Below are 24,087 nucleotides of genomic sequence, written 5' to 3' on the forward strand. Positions count from 1 at the left end.
CCACGCTCGCGGCGGCGGGGGAGGCCTCGCCCTCCTCGGACCCGGCCGACCGGCTCGAGGCGATGACCGTCGCCTACATCGACCTGATCGCCGACCGCGCACCACAGAGTTCCGATGGAGGAACGCCATGGCCACGACACCCGTGCTCCGCAGGATCGCGATCGCGCTGGTCGCGGTCGTCGCAGTGGGAGTGGCGGGTGCCGCACCGGCGTCCGCTCTCGACAGGCCCGTCTCCGGATACCTGAAGGACAGCGGGCTCACGCCCGAGAAGATCCGCGACTTCCTCGGCGGACCCCTGATCTCGCCCTCGACGCAGGTGGGCTACGGCGGAGCGGTCTCGAGCGTCGACGCGAACGCGAGCCGCGTGGGCATGGAGGTGCTGAAGCGCGGCGGCAACGCAGCTGACGCCGCGGTCGCTACGGCCGCCGCCCTCGGCGTGAGCGAGCCGTACAGCGCCGGCATCGGCGGAGGCGGGTACTTCGTCTACTTCGACAAGGCCTCCGGCGAGGTCAGCACCATCGACGGACGCGAGACAGCGCCGGCCGGCATCACCTCGGACGCGTTCCTCGACCCCGCGACCGGAGCCCCGTACCCGTTCACCCCGGACCTCGTCTCCTCCGGCGTCGCGGTCGGCGTGCCCGGCACGGTGGCGACCTGGGACACCGCGGTCGACCGCTTCGGCACCCTGCCGCTCCCCGTCGTGCTGGCGCCCTCGATCGCGCTCGCGGCGAAGGGCTTCCGGGTGGACGAGACCTTCCGCAACCAGACGCTCGACAACCTCGAGCGGTTCCAGGCGTTCCCCGACACGGCCGAGCTCTTCCTCCCCGGTGGGGACGCGCCGAAGGTGGGCAGCACCTTCCGCAACCTCGACCTCGCGAAGACGCTGACCTCCATCGCCGTCCACGGGCCGGACGCGTTCTACGAGGGCGCGCTGGCCGCCGAGATCGCCGACACGGTCCAGAACCCGCGGATCGCCGAGGGGTCGGACCTCCCGGCCCCGGCCGGCACGATGACCGCCGCCGACCTCGCGGCGTACTCGGTCGCCGAGCAGGCGCCGACCCGCGTCTCCTACCGCGGACTCGACGTCTACGGGATGGCACCCTCCTCCTCCGGCGGGATCGCGGTCGGCGAGGCCCTCAACATCCTCGAGAACCACGACCTCGCGTCCGAGGACACGGGCAGCGCCCTGCACCTCTACCTCGAGGCGTCCGCCCGCGCCTTCGCCGACCGCGGCGCCTACGTCGGCGACCCCGCCTTCGTCGACGTGCCCACCGAGACGCTCCTCAGCCAGGAGTTCGCGGACTCGCGGGACTGCACGATCGACCCGGCGACCGCCTCCGTCCGCCCGGTCGCGCCCGGCGCTCTCGACGGCTCCGGATGCGCGACCGCCCCCGCCGCGGAGGAGTCGGACACCGAGAACATCTCCACCACCCACCTCTCGGTCGTCGACAAGTGGGGCAACGCCGCCTCCTACACGCTGACGATCGAGCAGACCGGCGGCTCGGCGATGACCGTCCCCGGCCGCGGCTTCCTCCTCAACAACGAGATGACCGACTTCTCCCCCACCTTCGTCGACGGGGACCCGAACCGGATCGAGCCGGGCAAGCGCCCGCGCTCGTCGATGTCGCCGACGATCGTGCTCGACGGCGGGGACGTGCGGTTCGTCGTCGGCTCGCCGGGCGGATCCACGATCATCACGACGGTCCTGCAGACCCTGGTCAACCGCATCGACCTCGGCATGACGCTCCCCGAGGCGGTGGCAGCGCCCCGCGCCTCCCAGCGCAACGGCGCGACGACCTCCGCCGAGCCCGAGTTCATCGAGGCGTACGCCGACGACCTCGCTCCCTTCGGCCAGCAGCTGGTCCCCTCGGGCGACACCTTCACCTCGGCCGCGCAGATCGGCGCGGTGGCCGCCATCGAGGTCGACCCCTCCGGCCGGATGACTGCGGTCGCCGAACCGGTGCGGCGCGGCGGCGGCGTCGGGCTGGTGGTCCGGCCCGAGAAGTGACGCCCCGGAGCCTCCGCGGCGCGCTGAGAGGGACCGCCGGCCGGCCGCTCCTCTCGCCCGGGAGCGGTCCTCCGCGGGAAGGGGGCGTCTGCGACACTGGGGAGATGTCGTCGTCGCGCCCGCTGCGCACCCTCCGGGGTGTCGTCGCGGCGACGGTGGCGACGCTCGTCGCGCTGTTCTCGCACGTGGCCGGCGGCGGCCAGATCCCGGGTCCGCTCGGTGTCGCGATGCCGCTCGTCCTGTCGGTCCTGGTGTGCGTGGCGCTCGCCGGGCGCAGGCTCTCCCTGGTCCGCCTGGCGGTCTCGGTGGGAGTCAGCCAGTTCCTGTTCCACACGCTCTTCACGATCGGGACCTTCACGGGGCCGGTCGATGCGCCGATGGTGCACGCGCACCACGGTGCCGTGATCGACGTCAGCGCGGCGATGATGCACAGCGGGATGACCGGCTCCTCGATGTGGGCGGCGCACCTCGTCGCCGCCGTCGCGACGACCGCGGCGCTCCACCGCGGCGAGTCCCTCCTCGTCCGAGTCGCCGCGACGACGAGCCACCTCGTCACCCGCCTGGTGCGGGTCCTGCCGACTCCGGTGGCCGCTCCTCGACCCGCGCGACGCTCCTCCTTCGAGCTGCGCGACGTGCTCCCCCTCGCCTCGGGCGTCTTCCCCCAGGCGGCGCTGCGGCGCGGCCCCCCTCTGCAGCCCGCCTCCTGATCATCGACGCGAGCCGCGGCGAGGACCTCCCCGGAGGTCCCCGCGGCGTCTGACCGACCCGTCTCCTCCCCGGACCCTCGCGAACGGCGCGCCCCTCACCGGGACAGCGGAGGCCGACGAGCCCGACTTCGAGGCGACGACGGCCATCGGCTTCCCGGTGATCCCGGAGTTCTCGCACATGAGGCGCGCCCGCTCGGAGAACACCGCCGAGCGCTTCCACCGCCGCGCCTACAACTACGACGACACCCCGACGGGCGAGGACATCTCGAACTCCGGGCTGATCTTCGCGGCGTTCCAGGCCGACGTCACCGCGCAGTTCGTGCCGATCCAGAAGCGCCTGGACGAGCTGGACCTGCTCAACGAGTGGACGACGCCGATCGGCTCCGCCGTCTTCGCGATCCCCCCGGGCTGCGTCGAGGGCGGCTACATCGGCGACACCCTCCTCTGACCCTCACCGGCACCCGCCACAGCACCGAAGGACCAGAAGCATGACCACCACCACCACGAGACCCCGCGACTCCGCCGACACCCCGCCCCTACCGCGCAGAAGCAGCGCAGGCTGGCTCGGACAGCTGCTGCTCCGCCTGCACTTCTCCGCCGCCCTGTTCGTCGGGCCGTTCATCCTCGTCGCCGCGACCAGCGGAGCGCTCTACGCACTCACCCCGCAGCTCGAGCAGGTCGTCTACGCGCAGGAGCTGCACGCCCCGGAAGCGGACACCTACCTGCCCCTGGCCGACCAGATCGACGCCGCCGACGCGTACACCGGAGGCGGGCAGAGCATCGTCGCCGTCCGCCCCGCACCCCGGCGACACCACCCGGGTGATGTACGCGGACCCGTCGCTCGGCGCCAGCGAGACCCGCGCGGTCTTCATCGACCCGGCCACCGCCGACGTCCGCGGCGACCTCACCGCCTACGGCACCAGCGGCGCCCTGCCGTTGCGGACCTGGATCAGCGACCTGCACCGGACGCTGCACCTCGGGGACGTGGGCCGCTACTACAGCGAGCTCGCCGCCTCCTGGCTGGGGGTCGTCGCCCTCGCCGGCCTGGGCCTCTGGATCATCCGCCTCCGCCGCGCCCGCGTGAAGAGGGACCTGCTGCGCCCCGCGCCGAGGACCACCGGCTACAAGCGCCTGTTCTCCTGGCACGCCTCCACCGGCGTCTGGCTGCTCGTCGGCGCCCTGTTCCTCTCGACCACAGGCATCACCTGGTCGCTCTACGGAGGCGGGAACTTCGAGACCCTCCGCTCCGCAGTCGGCTGGACCACGCCCTCGCTGGGGACGACGCTCGGCGACCGGACCGGCGAGGTGGCCGACGAGCACGCCGGGCACGCCGGACACGGCGCGGCCACCGGCGACGCCGTCGAGTCGACGGCGGGCTACTCGCCGGCCGCCTACGACTCGGTGCTCTCGGTCGCCCGCGAGGTCAACGTGAACACGGGACTGGTCGAGATCCGGCCGCCCGCGGCGGAGGGCTCGGCCTGGGTCGTGCAGGAGATCCAGCGCAGCTTCCCGACCGAGGTCGACGGCGTCGCGATCGACGGGAGCACGATGCAGGTCGTCGACCGGGTCGACTTCGCCGACTTCGGCCTCGTCGCCAAGCTCTCCCGCTGGGGCATCGACACGCACATGGGCTCGATGTTCGGGCTGCCCAACCAGCTGCTGCTGTTCGTCACCGCGGCCGGCATCGCCACGATGGTCGTGCTCGGGTACCTGATGTGGTGGAAGCGCCGCCCCACCCGCGGTCCCCGACGGCTCGGCGGCACCCCGCCGGCCCGGGGAGCGCTGCGACGCGCAACGTGGTGGGGAGTCGCGTCCGTCCTGGTCGTCGCCGCCGCGCTCGGGCTGTTCCTCCCGCTCCTGGGTGCGAGCCTCGCGGCCTTCGTGATCATCGACACGCTGCTGGGGCTCCGACCCGCGCACCGCTGAGCGCGCGGGCGCCGGCCCGGTGAGGTCCACCGGGCCGGCGTCACAGCCCCTTCGGGAAGCCGAGGGAGCGCAGCACGGGGTCGAGGCCCTCCCACTGCTGACGCCGCTCCGCGTCCCGGTCGGCGTCGCTCCCCCGGAGTCCGACCGCCTTCCTCACCGTTGTCTCCGTGGATTCGGGGCAGTTGTCGGCTCCGGAACGCGCCAGGGGTCCCGGGTACGGCTGACCGCCTTCAGCCGCCTGATGGCATGCCGTGATGAGCCGCCCGGGACCCCGCAACGGCAGGACCGCTCATGGAGAGACGCGACCAGATCGCCCCGTGATGACATGCCGGCGAGGTCGTTCACGGCGCACCGCACCCGCTGAACGGAAGGACCCTGCGTGCCCCGACTCCGGGCCGGAATCGACGCCGGCAAGACCGACCACCACTGCCGGTGAGGGTGCATCGATGATGCTCATCGCGCGCCTCCGAGCCAGAGTCCTGTTGCTGCGGCGATGACGCTGAGGAGGAGCGTGCCGAGGGCGTTGATGGCGGAGGCGAGTTGGCGTCCTTCGGCGAGGAGACGGACGGTTTCGAGGCTGGCGGTGGAGAAGGTGGTGTAGCCGCCGAGGAAGCCGGTGCCGAGGACGAGTCGCCACGGCTCGGGGGCGATGCCTGCGAGGGCGAGGCCGGTGATCAGGCCGAGGAGGAGTGATCCGGTGACGTTGATGACGGTGGTGCCCCAGGGGTAGGCGCCACCGGTGCGGGCCTTGATGAGCCCATCGAGGAGGAGCCGTGTTGCGGCTCCGATTCCACCGGCGAGGGAGAGCGCGAGGAACAGTGCGGGTGTCATGCCGGCACCTTCCTCTGCGTGCGTCGCCGGTGGAGTGCTGCGGCGAGGGCGACTCCGGTCCAGGACGCGAGGGCACCGAGCAGGACGGTGCCGAGCGCGTAGAGGGCGGCGGGTGCGGGGTGTCCTGTGGTGAGCAGGTGGGCGGTGTCGGTGGCGAGGGTGCTGTAGGTGGTGAAGCCTCCGAGCGCTCCGGTACCGAGCAGCAGCCGTGCGGTGCGGCGTCGGCCCTCGTCGCTGCCGGCTCTGGCGAGGCTCTCCAGGAGTACGCCGAGCAGGAGCGCGCCGACGATGTTGATGGCGAAGACGACGGTGTCGAAGGCGGGATCGGCGGGGAACGCGAGGGTCAGGCCTTCCCGCGCCCCGGTCCCGACCGTGCCGCCGGCGGCGACGAGGAGGAGGTATCGCGGACGCAGGTGCACGGGTCGTGGCGTCCCGTCGGGGGCGTCGTCGACGTCGAGGTCGCTGTCGACCGGCAGCTCGGGGTCGGGGTCCGGGGGGCGGTGACGGTGGCGGTCATCAGTCACGGGGAGTGGGACCTTTCGGGAGGGGGCGGGTCAGTGGGTGAGACCGTAGTGCAGCGTGGGGTCGAGGTGTTCGATGTCGACGAGGCGGTTGTACTTCGCGACCCTCTCGCCGCGCGCGGGGGCGCCGGATTTGATCTGCCCGACTCCGGTTCCCACCGAGAGGTCGGCGATGAAGGTGTCGAGGGTCTCGCCGGAGCGGTGGGAGACCATGCAGCGCATGCCGGCGTCGTGCGCGGCCGCGATCGCGTCGAGGGTGCCGGTGATGGTGCCGATCTGATTGGGCTTGATGAGTGCGGCGTTGGAGTAGCCGTTGCGGGCTCCGTCGCGGATGCGGTCGGCGTCGGTGACGTAGAGGTCGTCTCCCACGAGCTGCACCCGGTCGCTGATGGCGTGGGCGAGGAGGGCCCAGCCCTCGTGGTCGTCCTCGGCGAAGCCGTCCTCGATGCTGCGGATCGGGTAGTCGGCGATCAGCTTCTCGTAGTAGCGGGCGAGTGCGTCGCGGTCGAGATCGGTGCCGGCGACGGTGTAGTGGCCGTCGCCGTGGAAGAAGCCGTTCGCGGCGGGATCCATCGCGATCGCGATGTCACCGGTGCCGGGCTGGTATCCGGCGTCGGTGATCGCTGCGACGAGGAGGTCCAGGGCGTCTTCGGGCCGGTCGATGGGGGGTGCGAAGCCGCCCTCGTCGCCGAGCCCGGAGGTGCCGTAGGCGGTGCGGACGCGGGCGGCGAGGGCGTGATAGATCTCGGCGCCGACCTGCACGGCCTCCTCCTCGGTGCCGGCGGAGACGGGGGCGATCATGAACTCTTGGAAGTCGAGGCCGTTCGCGGCGTGCGCGCCACCGTTGATGACGTTGAAGTGCGGGACGGGCAGGGAGGCGGTCGCCCCGGTGTGATCGGCGATCCACCGGTGCAGGGGCAGGCCGGTGCGCGCGGCGAAGGCGCGGGCGGCCGCGATGGAGACGGCGACGACGGAGTTCGCTCCGAGGCGGGCGAGGTTCGCGGTTCCATCCAGTGCTCGCAGCGCTTCGTCGATCTCGCGAAGCGAAGTCCAGGGGTGATCGAGCAGGAGGGCGCGGATCTCGCCGTCGACGGCCGCGACAGCGGAGCGGACTCCGCGTCCGCCGAACGCGGGGCCGCCGTCGCGCAGCTCGACCGCTTCGAACGCGCCCGTCGAGGCGCCCGCGGGGGCGGAGGCGTCCAGGACGGTGTCGTCGTCCAGACGCAGGGTGACAGCGACGGTCGGGAAGCCGCGGGAGTCGAGGATCTGCCGTGCGGCGACGTCGGTGATGACCAGCGGCTGTCCGGCGGGGTGGGTGACGTACTCGCCCGTCCCGTGGATGCTGGTGCGGGTGTGGCTGATGTAGGCGTTCATCAGGTTCCTCCTTCGTGGGCGAGTATGATCGCCGCCCGGTCGGCTCTTGCGGGGTCGAGGTAGCGTCCGCTCCTCGAGATCGGTGTCCCGGACGGCCCGGTGTCGTACAGGTACGGCTGACCCGTCGGGATGTTCAGATCGCGGACCGCGGCATCGCCGAGGTCCTCGAGAAGGGCGCGCAGCGCGCGCAGGGAGTTGCCGTGCCCGACGATGAACACCGTCTCGCCCTCCTGGAGGGCGGGCAGGATGCGCTCCTCGAGGAGCGGCTGCAGTCGGTGGACGACGTCACGCAACGACTCCGTCTCCGTCATCGCCTCGGCCGGCTGCCCACGGAACGCCGCGGACCTGTGCAGCTGCACGAAGGCGGCGGCGGACAGAGCAGGCGGGCGGACGTCCATCGACCGGCGCCACTCCAGGAAAGCGTCGGCCCCGTACCGGGCTCTGACGGCGCTTGTGGACAGGCCGGTGAGCGCTCCGTAGTTGCGCTCATTCAGCCGCCACTGGGCCGCGACGATCCGCGGCCGCCCTGGAAGGGCACCGGCGATGATCCGGGCCGATTCGGTGGAGCGCTGCAGGGTCGACGTGAGGATCAGATCGGGGTCGATCGATGCGTCCCTCAGTAGCGTCGCGGCCTGTCGCGCTTCGTCACGTCCGAGGTCGGTGAGGGGGACGTCGAGGACGCCGCAGAAGAGACCGTCGGCGTTGCCGGTGCTCTCACCGTGGCGCACGAGGACGAGCGGGGGATGCGCGGGCATGGGTCACCTACCTGGTCTCTGATCGAGAAGGTAGGAACCATCAGCCTCGGCGGCAGTTCGAGCTCACGCTCGGGCGGGATCCATCACCACTGCCGTCAGCCTACGCCCGCACCTCGGTCAGGACCAGGGCAGCGGCTCCGAATCATCGACCGGGGCGAAGGGGATCATGAGGGCCGGCCGGTGCTGACGGTGAGCGAGACGGGCGCCGACGGCACCGGAGAAGACCTCCTGCACGGTGCGACGCAGAGACGGCTCCTTCGTGCCGACAATGATCATGACCGCATCGACACGGTCCGCGAGCGTCGCCAGAGCGTGTGCAACGTCACCGGCCATCTGATGCGTCTGCCACGGGACACGGTCACCGACGATCCGGTCAAGCCGCTCGAGGATCGCAGGATCTGGAGCCAGCGGAGTGTCGCGGATGCACTGCGGGCGACACCGGTGCCTTCCTCCCGGGTCTGGTCCCCGCCAGCTGCCCGCGCGTACGCGCGCGGACGCTGCGGCGTACCCGAATCGGCTGCTACTGACGAAGCGCGCCTCGGGAACGAACGGTGGGATCACGCTCGACCCGACGATCGGGGTGTCGTCGAGGATGGCACGCGGTCGAACCGATCACCACGGAGACCACCGCGCGCGAGACGGTGAGAAGCAGCTCAGTCGCAAGGGGGTCTCGGATCGTCGTTGTCGCGGTTCACTCACTGCATGGATGGTCTGCCCTTCGTTGTTCTCGTCGTCATCTTTCTCGCCGCCGCCGCAGTGGTGTGGATCGCCGGCATCCAGTTGTCGAAGGCCACGGACGTTCTGGATGCGCGTCTGCACCTGGGGAGTGCGCTGGGCGGTCTGATCGTTCTCGCCGTCGCGACGAACCTGCCGGAGATCGCGATCACCGTGTCCGCCGCGCTCTCCGGGAACCTGGACGTCGCGGTCGGCAACATCCTCGGCGGCATCGCGCTGCAGACCGTGGTCCTCGTCGTCCTCGACCTGTTCGGCAAGCGCGGAAAGGGTGCGAAGCCGCTCACCTACCGTGCCGCGTCCCTCACACTCGTGCTCGAGGGGCTCGTGGTCGTCGCGGTGCTCGCCGTCGTCATCGCCGGCAGCCAGCTGCCCTCCGGACTGGAAGTGCTGCGCCTGACCCCGGACGTCGTCCTCATCGCCGGCCTCTGGGTCGTCGGGCTGCTGCTCGTGCAACGCTCCGGCAAGCACCTCCCCTGGCACGAGGACGGGCGGGCCCCCGACGCGACAGCATCCCCCGCGAAGAAGAAGACGCACCCGATGAGCACACGCAAGGCGACCATCGTGTTCACGATCTCGGCAGCGGCGACCCTCCTCGCCGGTGTCGTGCTCGAGCGCGCCGGTGACGCAGCATCCTCGCAGCTCGGTCTCTCCGGGGTGCTGTTCGGAGCCACCGTGCTCGCTCTCGCCACCTCCCTCCCCGAGATCTCGACCGGGCTGCAAGCCATCAAGCAGGGCGACGACAACCTCGCCATCAGCGACATCTTCGGCGGCAACGCCTTCCTCCCCGTCCTGTTCCTCGTCGCCACCGTCCTCTCCGGCACCGCAGTCCTCCCGCAGGCGAACTCGTCCGACATCTACCTCACCGCTCTCGCCGCCCTGCTCACCCTCGTCTACATCGTCGGACTGATCTTCCGACCCACACGCCGCATCGCCAGCATGGGACTCGACTCGTTGATCGTGCTCGCGCTCTACACCGTCGGCATCGGCGGGCTCTTCGCCATCACCGCGACATGACGTCCGCGCCGCCGTGTGCAGATCGACCAGATCGCTGTAGCTCGAGCAGACACGGCCGCGGGCGTGATCGGCGTAGCGACGAGCCGTGCACCGGTCAGCGCAACTCGTGTGCGATCTCCAGGAACGCCGCCGCGGACGACCCGATGCGATCGGACCAGATGGCGCGGAGGGGTCGCACGAGTGCTGGTCCGCGGAGGGGCACTCGTATCAGTGAGCGCGCGGCGAGATCTCTTTCGACGGTGAGGATGCTCATGACTGCGGGCGCGATGCCGGCGCGGGCGTTCGCTCGGATGATCGCCGTCGTCTCCAGGATCGCGGCGGGAGTCGTGGGTGCGAGCCCGGCGTCGTGGAGCCATGCTTCGAGGGTCGTCCGGGTGCCGGAGCCTTCTTCTCGTGTCAGCAGTGCGGTGCCGGCCAAGTCCTCGGCGCTGATACTCGCCGCGCGTGCCCAGGGGTGGTCCGGTGCTACGACGACAGCGAGTTCGTCCTCCGCGACCACGTCAGAGGAGAGCGTGGCCGTGGACGCCGGTGTCTCGACGAATCCGAGCTGCGCGGCACCGGATCGCACGAGCTCTGTGACCGTGGCTGAATTGCCGGCGATCAGCTGCACACTCACCTCGGGTGTGCGCTGTCGGAATTCGAGGAGCCAGCGTGGGAGCAGCAGTTCGGCGATGGTCTGCGACGCCGCGAGAACCAGTGAGCCGGTCGGCTGTCGCAGTGCCGCCGCGCCCGCCTCGAGGCGGCGGGACGCCTCGAGGACCGGGCCGGCCAGCTCGAGCACGAGCCGGCCCGCGTCGGTCATCAGGGACCCGATCGGAGAGCGGCGCACGAGCGGCTGCCCGATGGCGCGCTCCGCTACCCGCAGACGCGCCGAGACGGCCTGCTGGGTGACGCCGAGGGCTTCGGCAGCGCGGGAGAGCGAGCCCGCCTCGGCGACGCGTTCGAGCACCTCCAGCGTGTCGAGATCCAGGATCCGGTCCGTCAATCGCCGCGTTGCCACAAGCACTCATTGTGCCCCGCCAACACGATCGCTGTATCGGCTGGGGACGGCGATGCTCAGGCTGGAGTCATGACAACTCTCTCCCCCGCCCGCGCATCTTCCTCGATCGGGCATCCTCCGCGGTCGAGGCGCTTGTTCCGGGAGCTGGAGCATCCGGGACTGATCGTGTCGAACCTGACGCCGAACTGGTTCGCGTCGATCATGGGCACCGGCATCGTCGCGGTCGCCGCCGCGTCCCTGCCACTCCAGTTCCCCGGACTGCGGACCGGGGCCACCGTCGTCTGGGCGATCTCCGCACTGCTGCTCGTCGCGCTGACGGTCGCGACCGGGCTGCACTGGGTCCGCTACCGCGGTACAGCGATGAGGCACCACCTGAATCCGGTCCTCTCGCACTTCTACGGCGCGCCTCCCATGGCGTTCCTCACCGTCGGCGCGGGAACCCTCCTCCTCGGCAAGGACTGGATCGGCGTGCCGGCCGCTGTCACCATCGACTGGGTGCTCTGGGGTGCGGGGACTCTCGGCGGGCTGGCGACGGCGGTCCTGGTGCCCTACCTCGCATTCACCCGGCATGAGAACAAGCCCGATTCGGCGTTCGGCGGCTGGCTGATGCCGATCGTTCCGCCGATGGTGTCCGCTTCCACCGGCGCATTGCTGCTGCCGTACGCGCCCGCCGGGCAAGCGCGGGAGACGCTCCTGTGGTCCTGCTACGGCTTCTTCGGCCTCAGCCTGATCGCGTCACTGGTGGTGATCACCCTGATCTGGAACCGGCTCGCGCAGCACAAGGTAGGAGCGGCGGGGATGGTGCCGACGCTGTGGATCGTCCTCGGTCCGGTCGGACAGTCGATCACCGCTGTGAATCTGCTCGCCTCGAACGCGCCCACCGTCGTGGACGCCGGCATGGCGCGTGCGCTGCTGGTCGTGGCTCTGGTGTACGGCTTCGCGATGCTCGGCTTCGCGCTGCTCTGGACCGTCATCGCCCTCGCGATCACCCTCCGCACCGCGAAGGAGCACCTGCCGTTCAGTCTGACGTGGTGGTCGTTCACGTTCCCCGTCGGCACCTGCGTCACCGGACTGAACGGCCTCGCCCTGCACTCCGGTCTCACGGTCGTCGCCGGCCTCGCCGTGCTCTACTACGTCGGCCTGGTCGCCGCGTGGATCATCGTCGCCGCCCGCACGTTCCACGGTTCCGTGATCCGCGGCACCCTGCTCGCACCACCGCGGCCGGCCTGACCGGGATCGAGGAGCATCGTGGATGTCCGAACCCTGAACGCCCTCGCCGAGACCTGGCGGAGTACCGCGGACGCGACCGGACGCTTCGTTCCGGACTTCGATCCCCGCTCCGGCGGCACCGCCAGTCGCGTCCTGGTGCTGATGCAGTCACCCGGCCCTCGGACGATCGCCGCGGGATCCGCTGCCGTCTGCAGCGAAGACAACCTCGGGCCCACCGCCGCCGCGTTCCGGGCGGCCCGCATCGAGTCCGGACTCTCCCGCGACCACTACGTCCGGTGGAACCTCATCCCGTGGGAGATCCCTGGCCGCGTCCGCCCCGCGGACATCGAGCAGGGCCGGCTCGCGCTCGGTGAGCTGCTGGAGCTGCTGCCCGCGCTCGAAGCCGTCGTCACCTACGGGACCGTGGCGCTCGACGGGGTCATGCGCTATCTGACCCTGCACGATGATCCCCGTGTCGTCCCCGTCCTCGCGGCACCGCACCCCTCACCGGCCAACGGGCGTCACCGCGCCGACCAGCACCTCCGCTCCGTGAAAGCGCTCCGCCTCGCGAATCGTCTCGGATCCGGTCGGCGAGTCGCAGACTGACGGCACTGAAGGGAGACGTCCGCGTCTCGGTCGTCACCGGTCGCCGTGACCGATGAGGCGCTGATCTCAGACGGATCCCGTCCTCGGACCGCTGACGGGACCGGCCTGGTCGTCCACGACGTCGACGGTGTACGCCGCGCCGTGCTCGAGCGTGTGGCCGACGGTGCACTGGCGATCGACCGCCCGGTGGGTGCGCTCGGACAGTGAGGCGATCCGCTCGGGATCGAGCGCCGACAGGTCGGCGCGGATCACGGCGGCGATCGAGTCGTAGCGGTCCTCGCCCTCGGGCTTGGTCGCGGTGATGTCGGTGGTCGCCTCGAAGTCGGCTCCGAGCCGGCTGGCGAGGATGTGGTCCGAGGAGAGCATGCCGCAGGCGGCGAGGGCGAGGTGCAGCAGCTCGCCGGGCGAGAACACGCCGTCGGCGTCCGACCCGCCGATGCGGACCTCGGCTCCTCGCGCGTTGCGGCCGATGAAGCTTCTCGGGCCCTCGCGGGTGATGTGCAGCGGCGTGGTCTCGGCGCTCATGGTCTGCTCCTGTCCGGTGCCCGCGGCACCGCGGGCAGTGTCGGTGTCTCCTGCGGGTGGGCGGTGTCTCAGGTGTCGGTGCGGACGAGGGGGGAGTTCGTGCCGCGGACCCTGATGTCGACGCCGGTGATCTCCGACCGGGCGACGCCCGTGGACGCCGCCAGGTCGACGGCGCGCCGCCCGGCCGCCGTCCAGGTGGCGACGGTGATCGTGCTGCCGTCTGTGCGGGTGATCACGAGTTCGTACTCCGCGTCGGCGGGCGCATCACCACTGTAGGTGCAGCTCCACTCCAGCCGGGTGCCCCACGGCTTCCCCTCGACCTGGATGTCCGCAGCGAGAGCGGGATCGGCCGCGATCGGGTCCATCGGTTCGAGGGTCGCCTCGCTCGCCACGGGAGCGCCCGCGATGCCCGTGCCGAGAGCGACACCTCCGAAGACGGAGGCGGTGACGGCGGCCGCGACGGCGAGGGACGTCACCAGCCGGCGCCGACGTCGGCGCGTCCGGACACGGTGGGCGATGGCGGGCAGCGTCACCATCGACAGCGGCGCCTCCTCGCCGTCGTCCGATGCGCTGATGGCGAGAGCGTCCTCGACGGAGAGGCGGCCGACGATGCCGGGCAGTCCTGCCAGCTCTGCCACGGCCGCGCGGCAGGCCGCGCAGCCGCTGAGGTGCTGCTCGTACTCGAGTCGCTGATCTGCGGGGAGAGCGCCGAGGACGTAGGACGCGTCCCAGTCGCGGTACTCGTCCTCCGTCGCAGAGCTTCCGTTGTGGTCGTTCATCGGGTGACGCCCCTTTCCTGCAGAGCCAGTCGCAGTCCGCGCAGTCCGTAGTGCAATCGAGATTTCGCTGTTCCCTCGGGGATGGAGTGCCGGCGGGCGATCTCGGGGACGGTGTGTCCGAGGAAGTACGCGTCCACCACGATCTGACGATGCTCCACCGACAGCGATGCGAGAGCGTCGGCGACCAGGATGCTGTCCAGGACCGCGTCGGTGCGATCGGGGACGGCGCCGCCGCCGTCTTCGTCCTTCGCCGGCACCTCGCGTCGGCTCCGAGCGGATCGGGCGTCGTCGATGACGAGGTTGCGGGCGACGGTGAACAGCCACGCGCGAGCGGCGTCGGCGTCGCGTTCGAGGACCTGCGGGCGCTGCCAGGCCCGGACCATCGTCTCCTGCACGACGTCCTCCGTCAGCGCCGCGTTCCGAGTGAGGTTCTGCACGAAGCGCCGCAAGGCCGGGCCGTGACTCTCGTACAGCGCCGCCAGGAGCTCATCGACGGGGCGGGGCACAACGCTCACCGCCTCGAAGCGCCACGGTGCGCTCCCTCATCACGGTTGCTGCGATCACTGCCGGTCATCCCTTCCGTCCATGCCTGTCGAGAACCGGCGACCCGGCCCGACGATGCGCTTCGCTGCGCGGGGACGGGTCGCCGTCGCATCAGGACGCCGGGGTGGCGGTGCTCATGGCCGCGGCTTCCTTGTTCATCGTGCCGTCGGGGAGGAGGACGTACCAGGCGTCCTTCACACCCTGCCCGTTGACCTGGCCCGGCGCGGTGTCCTTCGCGAACCGGTAGACCGGCCATCCGTCGACGGTCAGCTGGGTCGTCCCGTCGGTGCGCGTGATCGAGCCGACCTCTCCGGTGATCCCGTCCGCGGCGGTCGTGCTGGACGCCGTCACGGCCGGCCAGGTCGTGGCGCACTCGTCGTAGCAGCTGCTGCTGCCCGAGTTCTGCGTGTCCTTCATGAACGTGTAGACGGTGTAGCCGGCCTCGTCCGTGATGATCTCGCCCAGCGGCGAGGACGCCGTCGTGAGAGCCGCCGTCTCAGCGGAGGCGGTCGCGGTGGCGGAGGCCATCGCGGTGGCGGAGGGGCTGTCGGCCGGCGCTTCCGACGAGGCGGCCGAGCCGGCGGCCGTCGAGCATCCGGCGAGAAGGACGGCGGCGAACGCCGCAGTCGTCACAGTGGTCGCGATTCGCTTGAGCATGATGCCTCCTGTAGTGCGGGGGCCGAGGTGGTCCCACCGAGGACACGACACAGCAGTCGCGGACGTTCAACGACGCGAGAAGATCGCTGGGAGAGCATCCGCGCAGCGGGCGGATTCAGTGAGAGCGACGATCCGTTGCGCGCTCCTTCGCGTGAAGGCCCGAGGCTGCGCGCTGCTCTCCACGGCGGCGTGCGAGCAGTGATCGACCATGTGCGCGACGGCTGCGGCCTGCCCGGCCGCCCGCGCGGCAGCGGTGGCGGCCCGCTCGCCCGCCTGCGTCGCGGCGCGGGCTGCGGCGTGCGCCGTGAAGGCCGCCGTGCGGCACTCGGTCATCGGAGCCTCGCCCCGCCCCCAGGCGAGGAGGACGTCGAGCGCGCGCCGGGGCCGGGCATTGTCCGGGTCCCGCTCCTCGAACGCGGGGAGGGCGCGCTCCGCGCACTCCGCCGCCCACCGCGCGAGCGCCCGGTGGACCTCCGGCTCCGGATCCGCCAAGGCCGGCTCCTCCGCTCCGCTCACGGGTCTTCCTCCGATTCCGGAGCTCAGCTGGCTCTTCCCAGATGAGGGTGTAGGTCGGCCGGGAGCGTCGGTCCGCAGATAGACGTCGAGGTCTCCCGACGACGGAGGTTCCTACACCATCCGTCCGAAAGACCTCGACGTGACCGACGCTACCCCGCCGGCCGGCTTCGGCCGCCCTGACCTGACCGCCTTCGCGTCTCATCCCAGTCGACCCTGATCGAGTCTGCTGACCCCCTCGACGAGAACGCAGCGACATCACAGCCACCCAACCCCGACCGTCCGGGAAGCCGGGACACGTCACATGACCTGTGCTGCGGGCGTGTCGAGTGGGTCGTCCAGGGGCGACGCAGGAGCGTCGACGCGACGTGCTGAGAGGTGGTTCCAGTCGAGCGCTAGGACACCGGCTACAGGCATGGCGATAGGTCAGGAACGGCGTCGCTCCCTGCGCAGGAGGGAGCGCAGAGTCTCGGCATTCGCGTAGCCGACCCGTAGCGCGATCTCGGCGGAGGTGAAGTCCGTGGTTGCTGAGAGGTGCCGAGCTCGTTCGATGCGAAGCCGTTGGACGAAGCCGAGCGGAGTGAGGTTGAGCGCCGCACGGACTCGTCGTTCGAGGGTGCGCCGGCTGGTGCCGAGCGACTGCGCGACGAAGGCGACGTTGAACGGTTCGTCCAGGCGGGCGCGCACGAAGCGTTCGAACTCGACGACGATCGGGTCCCCGTGCCGGAGATGTTCGTAGGCGACGAAGGCCGCCTGAGACGGACGCTCGTCGATGATGAGGAGCTTGGCGACATGTTGGGCCAGGTCGGGGCTGATCGATCGCACGAGTGAGAGCGCGAGGTCGATGTGGGCGAACGCGGCGCCGGCGGTGACGAGGTTCCCGTCGACCACGACCATGGTGTCGAGATCGAGGGCGACGGTCGGATAGCGCTTCAGGAACTCCGGCCCCAGGAACCAGCTGGTCGTCGCCCTCCGATGATGCATCCGTCCGGTCTCGGCGACAGCGAACACGCCGGTGCACGCCGCGGCGATCCGGGTGGTCGCCTCGTCGAGGCGCCCGAGCGAGGCGATGACCGAACGAGCATCTCGGCTCTGGAGGACGTCGTTGGTAGCGGCGGCCGTAAGGGTTCCAAGCGCAGGGACGACGACCACGTCGAACTCTCCGGACTCCGACAGCGGGTGGTCCACCGACAGGGTCATCGCTGCCGTCGTGGTCACTCGCCGTTTCGGTCCGAGGATGGCGAGTTCGATCGGGTCGATCCTCGGGTCGACATCGCCGCGGGCTCCGTCGGCCACCCGCACGATGTCGATGATCGACGCGATAGCCGAACCGAAGCAGCCGTCGATCGCGATCAGTCCGATACGCATGACGTAAACAATAGCAATACTGCCGTATACGCCACTCCCCACCGGCCCTCGCTCGTCATAGGCTGAACTCGTCCCACGAAGAACCCCGACGTCAAGGAGAGTCCCTCATGTCCACACCCGCATCACTTCCGTATGCCTTCGTCGCCAAGATCGTCGCGGCCGATGGACAGCACGACGCGGTCGCCGATCTGCTCGCCGGCGCTGTCGCACTCGCCAACGAAGAAGTAGGAACGATTGTCTGGTTCGCGGTCAGGACCCACGCCGACACCTTCTGGATCTTCGATGCATTCCCCGACGAAGCCGCTCGCGACGCCCACGCCAACGGCGCCATCGTCGCAGCCCTGATGGCCAACCAGCACCTCCTCGGCGCAGCACCCGAGATCCTGGCGGCCGACGTCCTCGCGTCCAAGCTCCCGTAGTCCGCCAACGCACGAGACGATCGCGCCCCGCCGAGCCGTCGCCAGGTCGCGACGCAACGCCACGCTGCGTTGCCGAGCGGTGCAAGGCCTTTCGGCACACGGACAGGATGCCGGCCGCGAGCGCTCAGCCGGCGAGGGGTCCGTCGCAGAGGAGAGCGATGTCGGTGTCGGGCAGAGCCGTGAGGCCAGCGCATCGCGCGACCACCAGAACGGTTCGCCGGAGCCGCCTGTCGGATTCGAACGGACGACCTAATGACGTCGGCTTTGCGTCTATCGCTCGATGCGCCCACTGGGCGAACGAGCCGCTGACCTGCGCAAACGCCGAGCGTGGAGGACGCCGCCATCCGGTGGTGACCGACGACGACCGACCAGTACCGACCGTTTCACCGGAGCTTGCGGCGGCGTCGAAGCCGAGCAAGCTCCATCCTTCTAACTCACCGCGCCCTCCTCCTCGCCGGCCCCGTCGTCGGCGAAGACGTTTCAGGGGTCTTCTCAGATGACGGTGTAGGTCGGCCGGGCGCGTCGGTCCGCAGATAGACGTCGAGGTCTCCCGACGACGGAGGTTCCTACGCCATCCATCCGAAAGACCTCGACGTGTCCGACGCTACCCCGCCGGCCGGCTTCGGCCGCCCTGACCTGACCGCCTTCGCTCGACTCGACGGCCTCGGTCTGCACACCGGCGCGGACCTGCTCACCGACAAGCAGAGCGACAGGCTACGCGCGCTGTTCGTTGATGACGCTCACGTCGAGGTCGAGGCGACCTGGGGTGTCTACCAGCGCATGATCGCCGCCTATCGCCACGAGGACCGGCAACGTGGCCGCGAGCTCATGGAGAAGCTGATCACCGACCTCAGCGCCGGCGTCCCCAAGGTGCTCACCGAGCTCACCACCCTGGGCCGGACCCTGAAGAAGCGAGCCGCTGACGTGCTCGCCTACTTCGAACGACCCGGCACCAGCAACGGGCCGACCGAGGCGCTCAACGGACGGCTCGAACACCTGCGCGGCTCCGCACTCGGGTTCCGCAACCTGACCAACTGCATCGCCCGAAGCCTGCTCGAGACCGGCGGCTTCAGACCCCAACTCCTACACCCCCGATTGGGATGAGCCGCTCAGCTCCGGCGCGGCCGCCCCGTGAAGTGCTTCACCCCGTAGACCAGGAGGAGCAGGATGCCGCTCAGCTGCAGGGCGAGCGAGAAGCCGGAGGCGAATTCACCGGCCGGCCACACCAGCCTCAGCACCAGCGCGACGAACATCGCTGTGACTCCGACCACGAACAGGACTCGATTCCGCATCCGTCGAGTCGACCATCCGCACGCGGGCCCTGGCCAACCGCCAGTGCTCAGCTCAGGCGCTCGGTCAGGTGGACGGTGACGACGTCGCCGAGGTCCTTGCCGATCGTCTTCCTCAGTTTCGCGCTGATCGACAGCATGTGACCGCCGGCGCCGGTCGGCAGCAGGCTCGCCGTCACCGGCTCGCCGTCGACGGTGGCGACCACCCTCACGGACCTCCCTGTGCCGAGCAGCTCGACGGAGCCGGGCACCTCGACGCACGACCAGAGGTCGCCCTTCACGGCGACACCGATCGGGGCGGTGAAGGCGAGGTCCAGGGGGCCGGCGCTCATGCGCTCTCCTCCGCGGACGCCGCGCTCTCGCCGGAGGAGCCCTGCCCGCTGTACCGGTCGAGGATCTCGTCGTACATCGCGGCGTCGAGCAGACCATCGGACAGGGCCCGGCGGACCTCCTCGAACTCCCCGGGGTCGAGGGTCGTCCAGTCGAAGCCGTCGCTCGGCGACCCGGGCCGGTAGCGCCGGCGGCCGAGCTCGTCGACGGCCTGCTCCCGCGTCAGCTCCCCCGCGGCGAATCGCTGCGCGATCCCGTACGGTGTCGCGCCGGAGAAGCCGGAGCGCACGTGCGGCAGCGCGGCGGCCCCCTCGATCCCGTCGGACACCTCGTCGATCGACATGCGGACCCCTCCCGTCCGAGGGTCCACCGACCCTCCCGTCGACCCTACGACGAGACGTCGCATCCCGGTCGGGCCGGGCGACGCGCACTGCCCTCGACAGGCGGCTACCGTTCCTCCATGACCGGACGCGCCGCTACGTCCCGGCACGAGTTCCGCGTCGACTCGCGCACGCTCGTCGCCCACGACTTCCTCGGCACTCGAGCCCCCAGGGCTGCAGTCGTCTGGTGCGGAGGGACACCGCACACCGGCGCACTCCTCGCTCCCCACGTCGACGCCGCTGCGGCGCGCGGCATCCGGCTCGTCTCCGTCGCCCGTCCCGGCTTCGGCGGCTCGATGCGGGCTCCCGGACGGAGCATCGCGGACGCGGCCGCCGATGTGCTCCGCGTCGCCGACCTGCTCGCGATCGAGCGCTTCCTGGTGACGGGCTACTCCGGCGGCGGCCCGCACGCGCTGGCCGTCGGGGCTCTCGGAGGTGATCGCGTCCTGGGCGTCGCGACGTTCGGCAGCCCGGCGCCCTTCAGCGACGACGGAGCGTGGTTCGACGGCATGCAATCCGGGCGCTCTCCGCAGCGCGCGCAACGGCCGGGCTGCGCGCGAGGAGTGGGAGGAGACGGCCCGCTTCGATCCGGAGCAGTTCACCGGTGACGACTACTCGGCCCTCGACGGCCCGCTGACGGCGCTCGGCGCAGAGGCCGGACGCGCCTCGGAGCTCGAACAGGGCGGGAGCGTCGACGACGACCTCGCTCTCGTCGTGCCCTGGGGAGTCGACCTCTCGCGCCTGGCGGCGCCGGTCCTCCTCCTCCACGGCGCCGCGGAAGGGTGGTCCCGGTCGCGCACGCGGAGCGGATCCGCCGCCTCCACCCGGCTGCGGAGCTCACGATCCGGCCCGGTCGAGGCCACATCGGCGTCCTGCTCGACTGGCCGGACGTCCTCGACCGCCTCCTCGCGGACGGGACCCCCGGGGACCGCCCCGGCAGCGGAGGCTGAGCGTCTCATCGCGGCCGGCAGCGGATCCGACGCGCAAGGTGGGCCTGGAAGGGCCACGCTTCGGGAGGGCTCCCTCCGCGAGGATCACGGCATGGCCCCCCACACGGATCCCCGCCGATGACTCTGCAGGACCTCGCCGACGAGCTCGCCCAGGCTCTCGACCGCCCGGTGACGATCGAGGACGCCTCGAGCCGGGTACTGGTGGCGACGCGCGCGCGCGAGGAGGCGCCCCGCGACGGGGTGTTCCCCGTCCAGGATCCGCGGGGCCGGCTCGCGACCCTCCTCCTCCCCCGGGAGCGGCCCGCGCCGCTCACTCCGGCCGAGTACTCGCTCATCGACGCGGCCGTCGGAGCGATCCGCCGCCTCCTCGGCCCCTCGACGCGGGCGGGCGGCAGCTCCCGGCGCGCGGACGTCCTCGCGGCGCTCCTGTCGGGCGACGGCGGCACCCGGCGCGCCTCCTTCGCCGAGGCGGTCGAGCGCCGCTGGCTGCGCCGGGACGCCCAGACCGTGGTCCGCGCGGTGCGGCTGACCGGCCCGACCGGCTCCCTGCAGCGGACGGCGCTGGCGCGGCGGATCGACGCGAGCGCCGCCTCCGGCCTGACGTTCCTCGGCGACCAGGAGGGTGTGCTGTTCTTCGTGAGCGTGGAGGCGCCCGAGGCCGCCGCGGAGGCGGACGACGTCCTGCGGGCGGAGGCGCGCGGCCGCGGCACGGCCGTCGACGCGATCGGCTCGGCGCGCTTCGACGTCCGCGACGACGACCTCCTGCCGACTGCCGAGCGGGCCGCTCTCGCGGCGACCATCGTCGGCTCCCTGCCCGACGGCCGTAGCCGGGCCGACATCGCCGAGCTCGGGGCCTGGGTGCTCCTCGCCTCGATCGGGGCGGACAGCTCGCAGCTCGCCATGCTCTCGCCGGCCGCGGCGACGCTGCTCGAGCGGGGCGACGAGGTGCAGCGGCGGACCGTGGAGGCCTACCTCGACGTGCGCGGCAGCGTGCGGGAGGCGTGCGGGCTCCTCCACATCCACCGCACCACGCTCTACTACCGTCTCGACAACCTGCCCGAGGCGGTCCGGGACGCGCTCGACGACGGCCTCGCCCGCAGCACGCTGCACCTCTGCCTCAAGCTGATGAAGTTCCGCGACGGGCTCGAGCGGCGGCGTGCCTCGTGATTGTGCCCGGGGACCTCCCGCAGGTCCGCCTCTACGGGCGGCGCGAGAGCCGCGACGCGTGGGAGATCCGCGACCTGCTCTCGCGCAGCGTCGTCTCGTTCTCGTGGACGCCGATCGACACGGACGAGCAGTGCCTCGCCGTCGCCGGGCACCCGCTCGCCACCGCGTCGCTCCCCCTCGTGGTGTTCCCGGACGGCAGCCGCGCCTCCGATCCGACGCTCGCCGAGGTCGCGGCCCGGCTCGGCTGGGTCGGCTCGCCGCGGCTCGCCGAGTACGACCTCTCCATCTACGGAGCCGGTCCGGCCGGGCTCTCGGCCGCCGTGTACGCCGCCTCGGAGGGGCTGAAGGTCGTGGTCCTCGAGCGCTCGGCGATCGGCGGGCAGGCCGGCTCCAGCAGCCTGATCGAGAACTACCTCGGCTTCCCGCACGGGATCGCGGGAGCCGATCTGGCCGAGCGCGCGCGGCAGCAGGCCGTCTCCTTCGGCGCCGAGCTGCTGCGGATGCGCGAGGGGATCCGCGGGCGCTTCGCCGACGACCGGATCCACGCGCTGCTCGCCGACGGGACGACCGTCGTCGCCCGCACCAACATCTGCGCCACGGGCATCCAGTGGCGCCGGCTCGGCCTCGAGCGCGAGGACGAGCTGCTCGGCGTCGGCCTCTACTACGGTGCCGGCACGAGCGAGGCGCCGCTCTGCGAGGGCGAGGACGTCGTGGTCGTCGGAGGCGGCAACTCGGCCGGGCAGGCCGTGATGAACCTCTCGGCGCACGCGCGGCACGTGACCATGCTGGTCCGCGGCCCGGATCTGGCCGACAGCCTCTCCTCCTACCTCGCGGAGCGCGTCGTCCGGCAGCCGAACGTGACGATCCTGCTCGACTCGCGCGTCACCCGCCTGCACGGCGCCGACGCCCTCGAGTCGATCGAGGTCGAGAACTCGGCGACCGGCGCGCACGGGGCGCTGGCCACCTCCCACCTCTTCGTCTGCATAGGGGGCGAGCCGGATACGACGTGGGCGGCGGAGACCGCGATCGTCCGCGACTCCGGCGGCTACCTCGTGACGGGACCGGACCTCGCCGGCGAGCACGCGGCTCGCGACTGGCCGCTCGAGCGGGCGCCGTTCTACCTCGAGACGAGCGTCCCCGGCTCCTTCGCCGCGGGGGACGTGCGCCGCAGCTCGGTCAAGCGCGTCGCCTCCGCCGTCGGCGAGGGCGCGATGGCCGTCACCTTCGCCCACCGCCACCTGCAGGAGACCTCGTGAGCCGCCGGCTGCCGACGGTGCGCCACGGCGTCGGCTTCTGGATCGTCGCCGCGACCTTCCTGCTCGTGATGGCGTACTCCACGGTGCCGACTCCGCTCTACCCGCTCTACCAGCAGCTCGACGGCTTCCCGCCGTTCGTGATCACCGTCGTCTTCGCCGCCTACGCGGTCGGAGTGATCGTGAGCCTGTACCTCGCCGGTCACGTCAGCGACTGGCTCGGCCGCCGCCGAGTGCTGCTGATCGCGGTGCTCGTCTCGGCGGTCTCGGCCGTGCTCTTCTCGCTGACGACGGAGGTGCCTGGGCTGATCGTCGCCCGCTTCGTCAACGGCGTCAGCATCGGGATGCTCACCGCCACCGCGACCGCCCACCTCGGCGAGCTGCGCGCCCGCGCCCGGCCGGACGAGAACACGATCGTCGCCGCGTCGATCTCGGGCGCGGTGAACCTCGGCGGGCTCTCGCTGGGCCCGCTGCTCGGCGGGGTCTTCGCCGAATTCCTGCCCGATCCGCTCCTCCTGCCGCACCAGGTGTTCCTGGTCGCGCTGCTCGTGGCGGGCCTCGCGCTGCTCCTCGTGCCCGAGACGGTCGACGTGCCGGAGACGGCGCCCGCCTACCGGCCGCAGCGGCTCTCGGTGCCGGCGGATACGCGCCGGGCGTTCCTGCTCGCGGCGTTCGGAGCGTTCTCGGCCTTCTCCGTCCTCGGCCTCTTCACCTCGCTCGCACCGACGTTCCTGGTGCAGACCTTCCAGGTGCGCGACCACCTGCTGGCCGGCGCGACGTCCTTCGCCGTGTTCGCCTCCGCGGCCCTCGGCCAGCTGCTGCTCGTGAAGGTGGGGACGCGCCTGCAGCTCTCGATCGCGGTGGCGGGCTGCGCGGTCGGGCTCGCGGCGGTCGCGGCCGGAGCGATCGCTCCGCAGCTGGGAGTGTTCCTCGCCGGCGCCGTCGTCTCGGGCTTCGGGGTGGGGCTGCTCTTCAAGGGGTCGATCGGCACAGCGGTCGCCCTCGCGGATCCCGCCCGCCGGGGCGAGACCCTGGCGGTGGTGTTCCTGGTCGCGTACACGGGACTCGCGGTGCCCGCACTGGCGGCGGGAGCGGCGCTCGACCTCGTCGCCGCGACGATCGTGCTGACGGTGTTCGCGGCGCTCGTGCTGGCGGCGACCGCGACGGCCGGCGTGCTGCTGCGCGCCCGCAGCGCGGCGGCCGGGCGATGAGCGGCGGAGCGGGGCGG

Annotated in this window: 25 protein-coding genes, 3 pseudogenes and 1 riboswitch; of the genes and pseudogenes, 13 read left to right on the forward strand and 15 right to left on the reverse strand. The window is 71.4% G+C overall.

All coding sequences use genetic code 11. From position 1 onward, the window contains the following. Nucleotides 1-127: 127 nt before the first annotated feature. The 4 genes and pseudogenes from ggt to C5C54_RS15225 all read left to right on the forward strand — a co-directional run bounded on the left by ggt (nt 128) and on the right by C5C54_RS15225 (nt 4,641). Entirely contained in the window at nt 128-2,008 is a 1,881-nt protein-coding gene (gene ggt / locus C5C54_RS15210) for a gamma-glutamyltransferase (RefSeq protein ID WP_104288695.1), read from the forward strand. A 104-nt stretch (nt 2,009-2,112) separates the two neighbouring features. Beyond that, nucleotides 2,113-2,715, forward strand: coding sequence for a hypothetical protein (locus tag C5C54_RS15215; RefSeq protein ID WP_104250438.1), 603 nt, complete (start codon nt 2,113-2,115; stop codon nt 2,713-2,715). A gap of 67 nt (nt 2,716-2,782) precedes the next feature. Next, nucleotides 2,783-3,163: pseudogene (locus C5C54_RS15220) on the forward strand (Dyp-type peroxidase); the annotation flags it as partial. A 40-nt stretch (nt 3,164-3,203) separates the two neighbouring features. Continuing rightward, nucleotides 3,204-4,641: pseudogene (locus C5C54_RS15225) on the forward strand (PepSY-associated TM helix domain-containing protein). Between the two features lie 453 nt (nt 4,642-5,094). Here C5C54_RS15225 and crcB read toward each other — a convergent pair. From crcB to C5C54_RS15250, 5 genes are all read right to left on the reverse strand, one after another. Beyond that, nucleotides 5,095-5,472 carry a fluoride efflux transporter CrcB gene (gene crcB, locus C5C54_RS15230; protein ID WP_104224798.1) on the reverse strand — a complete coding sequence of 126 codons (378 nt, stop codon included), beginning with the start codon at nt 5,470-5,472 and terminating at the stop codon, nt 5,095-5,097. Then, nucleotides 5,469-5,996, reverse strand: a complete 528-nt coding sequence (locus C5C54_RS15235; protein WP_258062373.1) for a CrcB family protein — start codon at nt 5,994-5,996, stop codon at nt 5,469-5,471. The genes crcB and C5C54_RS15235 overlap by 4 nt, the downstream gene beginning before the upstream one ends. Nucleotides 5,997-6,026: 30 nt before the next feature. Next, nucleotides 6,027-7,367, reverse strand: a complete 1,341-nt coding sequence (eno, locus tag C5C54_RS15240) for a phosphopyruvate hydratase (RefSeq protein ID WP_104288696.1) — start codon at nt 7,365-7,367, stop codon at nt 6,027-6,029. Continuing rightward, nucleotides 7,367-8,122: a 2,3-diphosphoglycerate-dependent phosphoglycerate mutase gene (locus C5C54_RS15245; protein ID WP_104288697.1), complete on the reverse strand. Its 756-nt coding sequence runs from the start codon at nt 8,120-8,122 to the stop codon at nt 7,367-7,369. Before C5C54_RS15245 ends, eno begins: the two co-directional genes overlap by 1 nt. A gap of 24 nt (nt 8,123-8,146) precedes the next feature. Further along, nucleotides 8,147-8,219, reverse strand: a riboswitch (Fluoride riboswitch). Nucleotides 8,220-8,239: 20 nt separating this feature from the next. Further along, nucleotides 8,240-8,398 carry a hypothetical protein gene (locus C5C54_RS15250; protein ID WP_181127916.1) on the reverse strand — a complete coding sequence of 53 codons (159 nt, stop codon included), beginning with the start codon at nt 8,396-8,398 and terminating at the stop codon, nt 8,240-8,242. A gap of 426 nt (nt 8,399-8,824) precedes the next feature. Here C5C54_RS15250 and C5C54_RS15255 point away from each other — a divergent pair, with 426 nt between their 5' ends. After that, the gene (locus C5C54_RS15255; RefSeq protein WP_104288699.1) at nt 8,825-9,871 is read left to right on the forward strand and encodes a sodium:calcium antiporter; all 1,047 of its coding nucleotides are present in this window, start codon (nt 8,825-8,827) and stop codon (nt 9,869-9,871) included. A gap of 94 nt (nt 9,872-9,965) precedes the next feature. On the opposite strand, the gene C5C54_RS15260 is transcribed toward C5C54_RS15255, so the two are convergent. After that, nucleotides 9,966-10,871, reverse strand: coding sequence for a LysR family transcriptional regulator (locus C5C54_RS15260; protein WP_104288700.1), 906 nt, complete (start codon nt 10,869-10,871; stop codon nt 9,966-9,968). Nucleotides 10,872-10,940: 69 nt separating this feature from the next. On the opposite strand from C5C54_RS15260, the gene C5C54_RS15265 reads away from it, so the two are divergent. Next, nucleotides 10,941-12,101, forward strand: coding sequence for a TDT family transporter (locus tag C5C54_RS15265; RefSeq protein WP_104288701.1), 1,161 nt, complete (start codon nt 10,941-10,943; stop codon nt 12,099-12,101). An 18-nt stretch (nt 12,102-12,119) separates the two neighbouring features. Next, nucleotides 12,120-12,686 carry a uracil-DNA glycosylase family protein gene (locus C5C54_RS15270; protein WP_258063349.1) on the forward strand — a complete coding sequence of 189 codons (567 nt, stop codon included), beginning with the start codon at nt 12,120-12,122 and terminating at the stop codon, nt 12,684-12,686. Between the two features lie 66 nt (nt 12,687-12,752). Here C5C54_RS15270 and C5C54_RS15275 read toward each other — a convergent pair whose 3' ends face one another. The 6 genes from C5C54_RS15275 to C5C54_RS15300 all read right to left on the reverse strand — a co-directional run bounded on the left by C5C54_RS15275 (nt 12,753) and on the right by C5C54_RS15300 (nt 17,071). Further along, entirely contained in the window at nt 12,753-13,211 is a 459-nt protein-coding gene (locus C5C54_RS15275; RefSeq protein WP_104288703.1) for an OsmC family protein, read from the reverse strand. A gap of 68 nt (nt 13,212-13,279) precedes the next feature. Continuing rightward, a complete protein-coding gene (locus C5C54_RS15280; RefSeq protein WP_104288704.1) occupies nt 13,280-13,990 on the reverse strand; it encodes an anti-sigma factor in 711 nt (236 codons plus the stop codon). Continuing rightward, complete coding sequence (locus C5C54_RS15285) at nt 13,987-14,496, reverse strand: sigma-70 family RNA polymerase sigma factor (RefSeq protein ID WP_056865923.1); 510 nt, start codon at nt 14,494-14,496, stop codon at nt 13,987-13,989. The genes C5C54_RS15280 and C5C54_RS15285 overlap by 4 nt, the downstream gene beginning before the upstream one ends. A gap of 148 nt (nt 14,497-14,644) precedes the next feature. Further along, a complete protein-coding gene (locus C5C54_RS15290) occupies nt 14,645-15,190 on the reverse strand; it encodes a hypothetical protein (RefSeq protein WP_104257434.1) in 546 nt (181 codons plus the stop codon). Between the two features lie 66 nt (nt 15,191-15,256). Continuing rightward, entirely contained in the window at nt 15,257-15,682 is a 426-nt protein-coding gene (locus C5C54_RS17730) for a putative immunity protein (protein WP_146078873.1), read from the reverse strand. A gap of 447 nt (nt 15,683-16,129) precedes the next feature. Then, nucleotides 16,130-17,071: a GlxA family transcriptional regulator gene (locus C5C54_RS15300; RefSeq protein WP_104288706.1), complete on the reverse strand. Its 942-nt coding sequence runs from the start codon at nt 17,069-17,071 to the stop codon at nt 16,130-16,132. A gap of 107 nt (nt 17,072-17,178) precedes the next feature. Here C5C54_RS15300 and C5C54_RS15305 point away from each other — a divergent pair, with 107 nt between their 5' ends. Both C5C54_RS15305 and C5C54_RS15315 read left to right on the forward strand, forming a co-directional pair. After that, nucleotides 17,179-17,490, forward strand: coding sequence for a putative quinol monooxygenase (locus C5C54_RS15305; RefSeq protein ID WP_033107114.1), 312 nt, complete (start codon nt 17,179-17,181; stop codon nt 17,488-17,490). 669 nt (nt 17,491-18,159) lie between these two features. After that, nucleotides 18,160-18,594: pseudogene (locus tag C5C54_RS15315) on the forward strand (transposase); the annotation flags it as partial. A 5-nt stretch (nt 18,595-18,599) separates the two neighbouring features. Here the strand turns inward: C5C54_RS15315 and C5C54_RS15320 are convergent. From C5C54_RS15320 to C5C54_RS15330, 3 genes are read right to left on the reverse strand one after another with little or no spacing between them, the layout of a single operon-like run. Next, a complete protein-coding gene (locus C5C54_RS15320; protein WP_104224784.1) occupies nt 18,600-18,782 on the reverse strand; it encodes a hypothetical protein in 183 nt (60 codons plus the stop codon). 47 nt (nt 18,783-18,829) lie between these two features. Beyond that, complete coding sequence (locus C5C54_RS15325; RefSeq protein WP_104288707.1) at nt 18,830-19,111, reverse strand: DUF1905 domain-containing protein; 282 nt, start codon at nt 19,109-19,111, stop codon at nt 18,830-18,832. Further along, nucleotides 19,108-19,452 (reverse strand): hypothetical protein, encoded by a 345-nt coding sequence (locus tag C5C54_RS15330; protein WP_104288708.1) that lies wholly within the window; start codon nt 19,450-19,452, stop codon nt 19,108-19,110. Before C5C54_RS15330 ends, C5C54_RS15325 begins: the two co-directional genes overlap by 4 nt. Nucleotides 19,453-19,569: 117 nt before the next feature. Between C5C54_RS15330 and C5C54_RS15335 the strand changes: the two genes are divergently transcribed. From C5C54_RS15335 to C5C54_RS15355, 4 genes are all read left to right on the forward strand, one after another. Then, a complete protein-coding gene (locus C5C54_RS15335) occupies nt 19,570-20,097 on the forward strand; it encodes an alpha/beta fold hydrolase (protein WP_104288709.1) in 528 nt (175 codons plus the stop codon). 459 nt (nt 20,098-20,556) lie between these two features. Further along, on the forward strand, nt 20,557-21,606 hold the full coding sequence (locus tag C5C54_RS15345) for a helix-turn-helix domain-containing protein (RefSeq protein ID WP_104248150.1): 1,050 nt from the start codon (nt 20,557-20,559) through the stop codon (nt 21,604-21,606). A gap of 2 nt (nt 21,607-21,608) precedes the next feature. Next, nucleotides 21,609-22,862 carry an NAD(P)/FAD-dependent oxidoreductase gene (locus C5C54_RS15350; RefSeq protein WP_104224779.1) on the forward strand — a complete coding sequence of 418 codons (1,254 nt, stop codon included), beginning with the start codon at nt 21,609-21,611 and terminating at the stop codon, nt 22,860-22,862. Further along, nucleotides 22,859-24,070, forward strand: a complete 1,212-nt coding sequence (locus C5C54_RS15355) for an MFS transporter (protein ID WP_258063350.1) — start codon at nt 22,859-22,861, stop codon at nt 24,068-24,070. The genes C5C54_RS15350 and C5C54_RS15355 overlap by 4 nt, the downstream gene beginning before the upstream one ends. The last annotated feature ends 17 nt before the right edge of the window (nt 24,071-24,087 follow it).

It is taken from the genome of Rathayibacter sp. AY1F2, from assembly GCF_002930885.1.
Lineage (GTDB): Bacteria > Actinomycetota > Actinomycetes > Actinomycetales > Microbacteriaceae > Rathayibacter.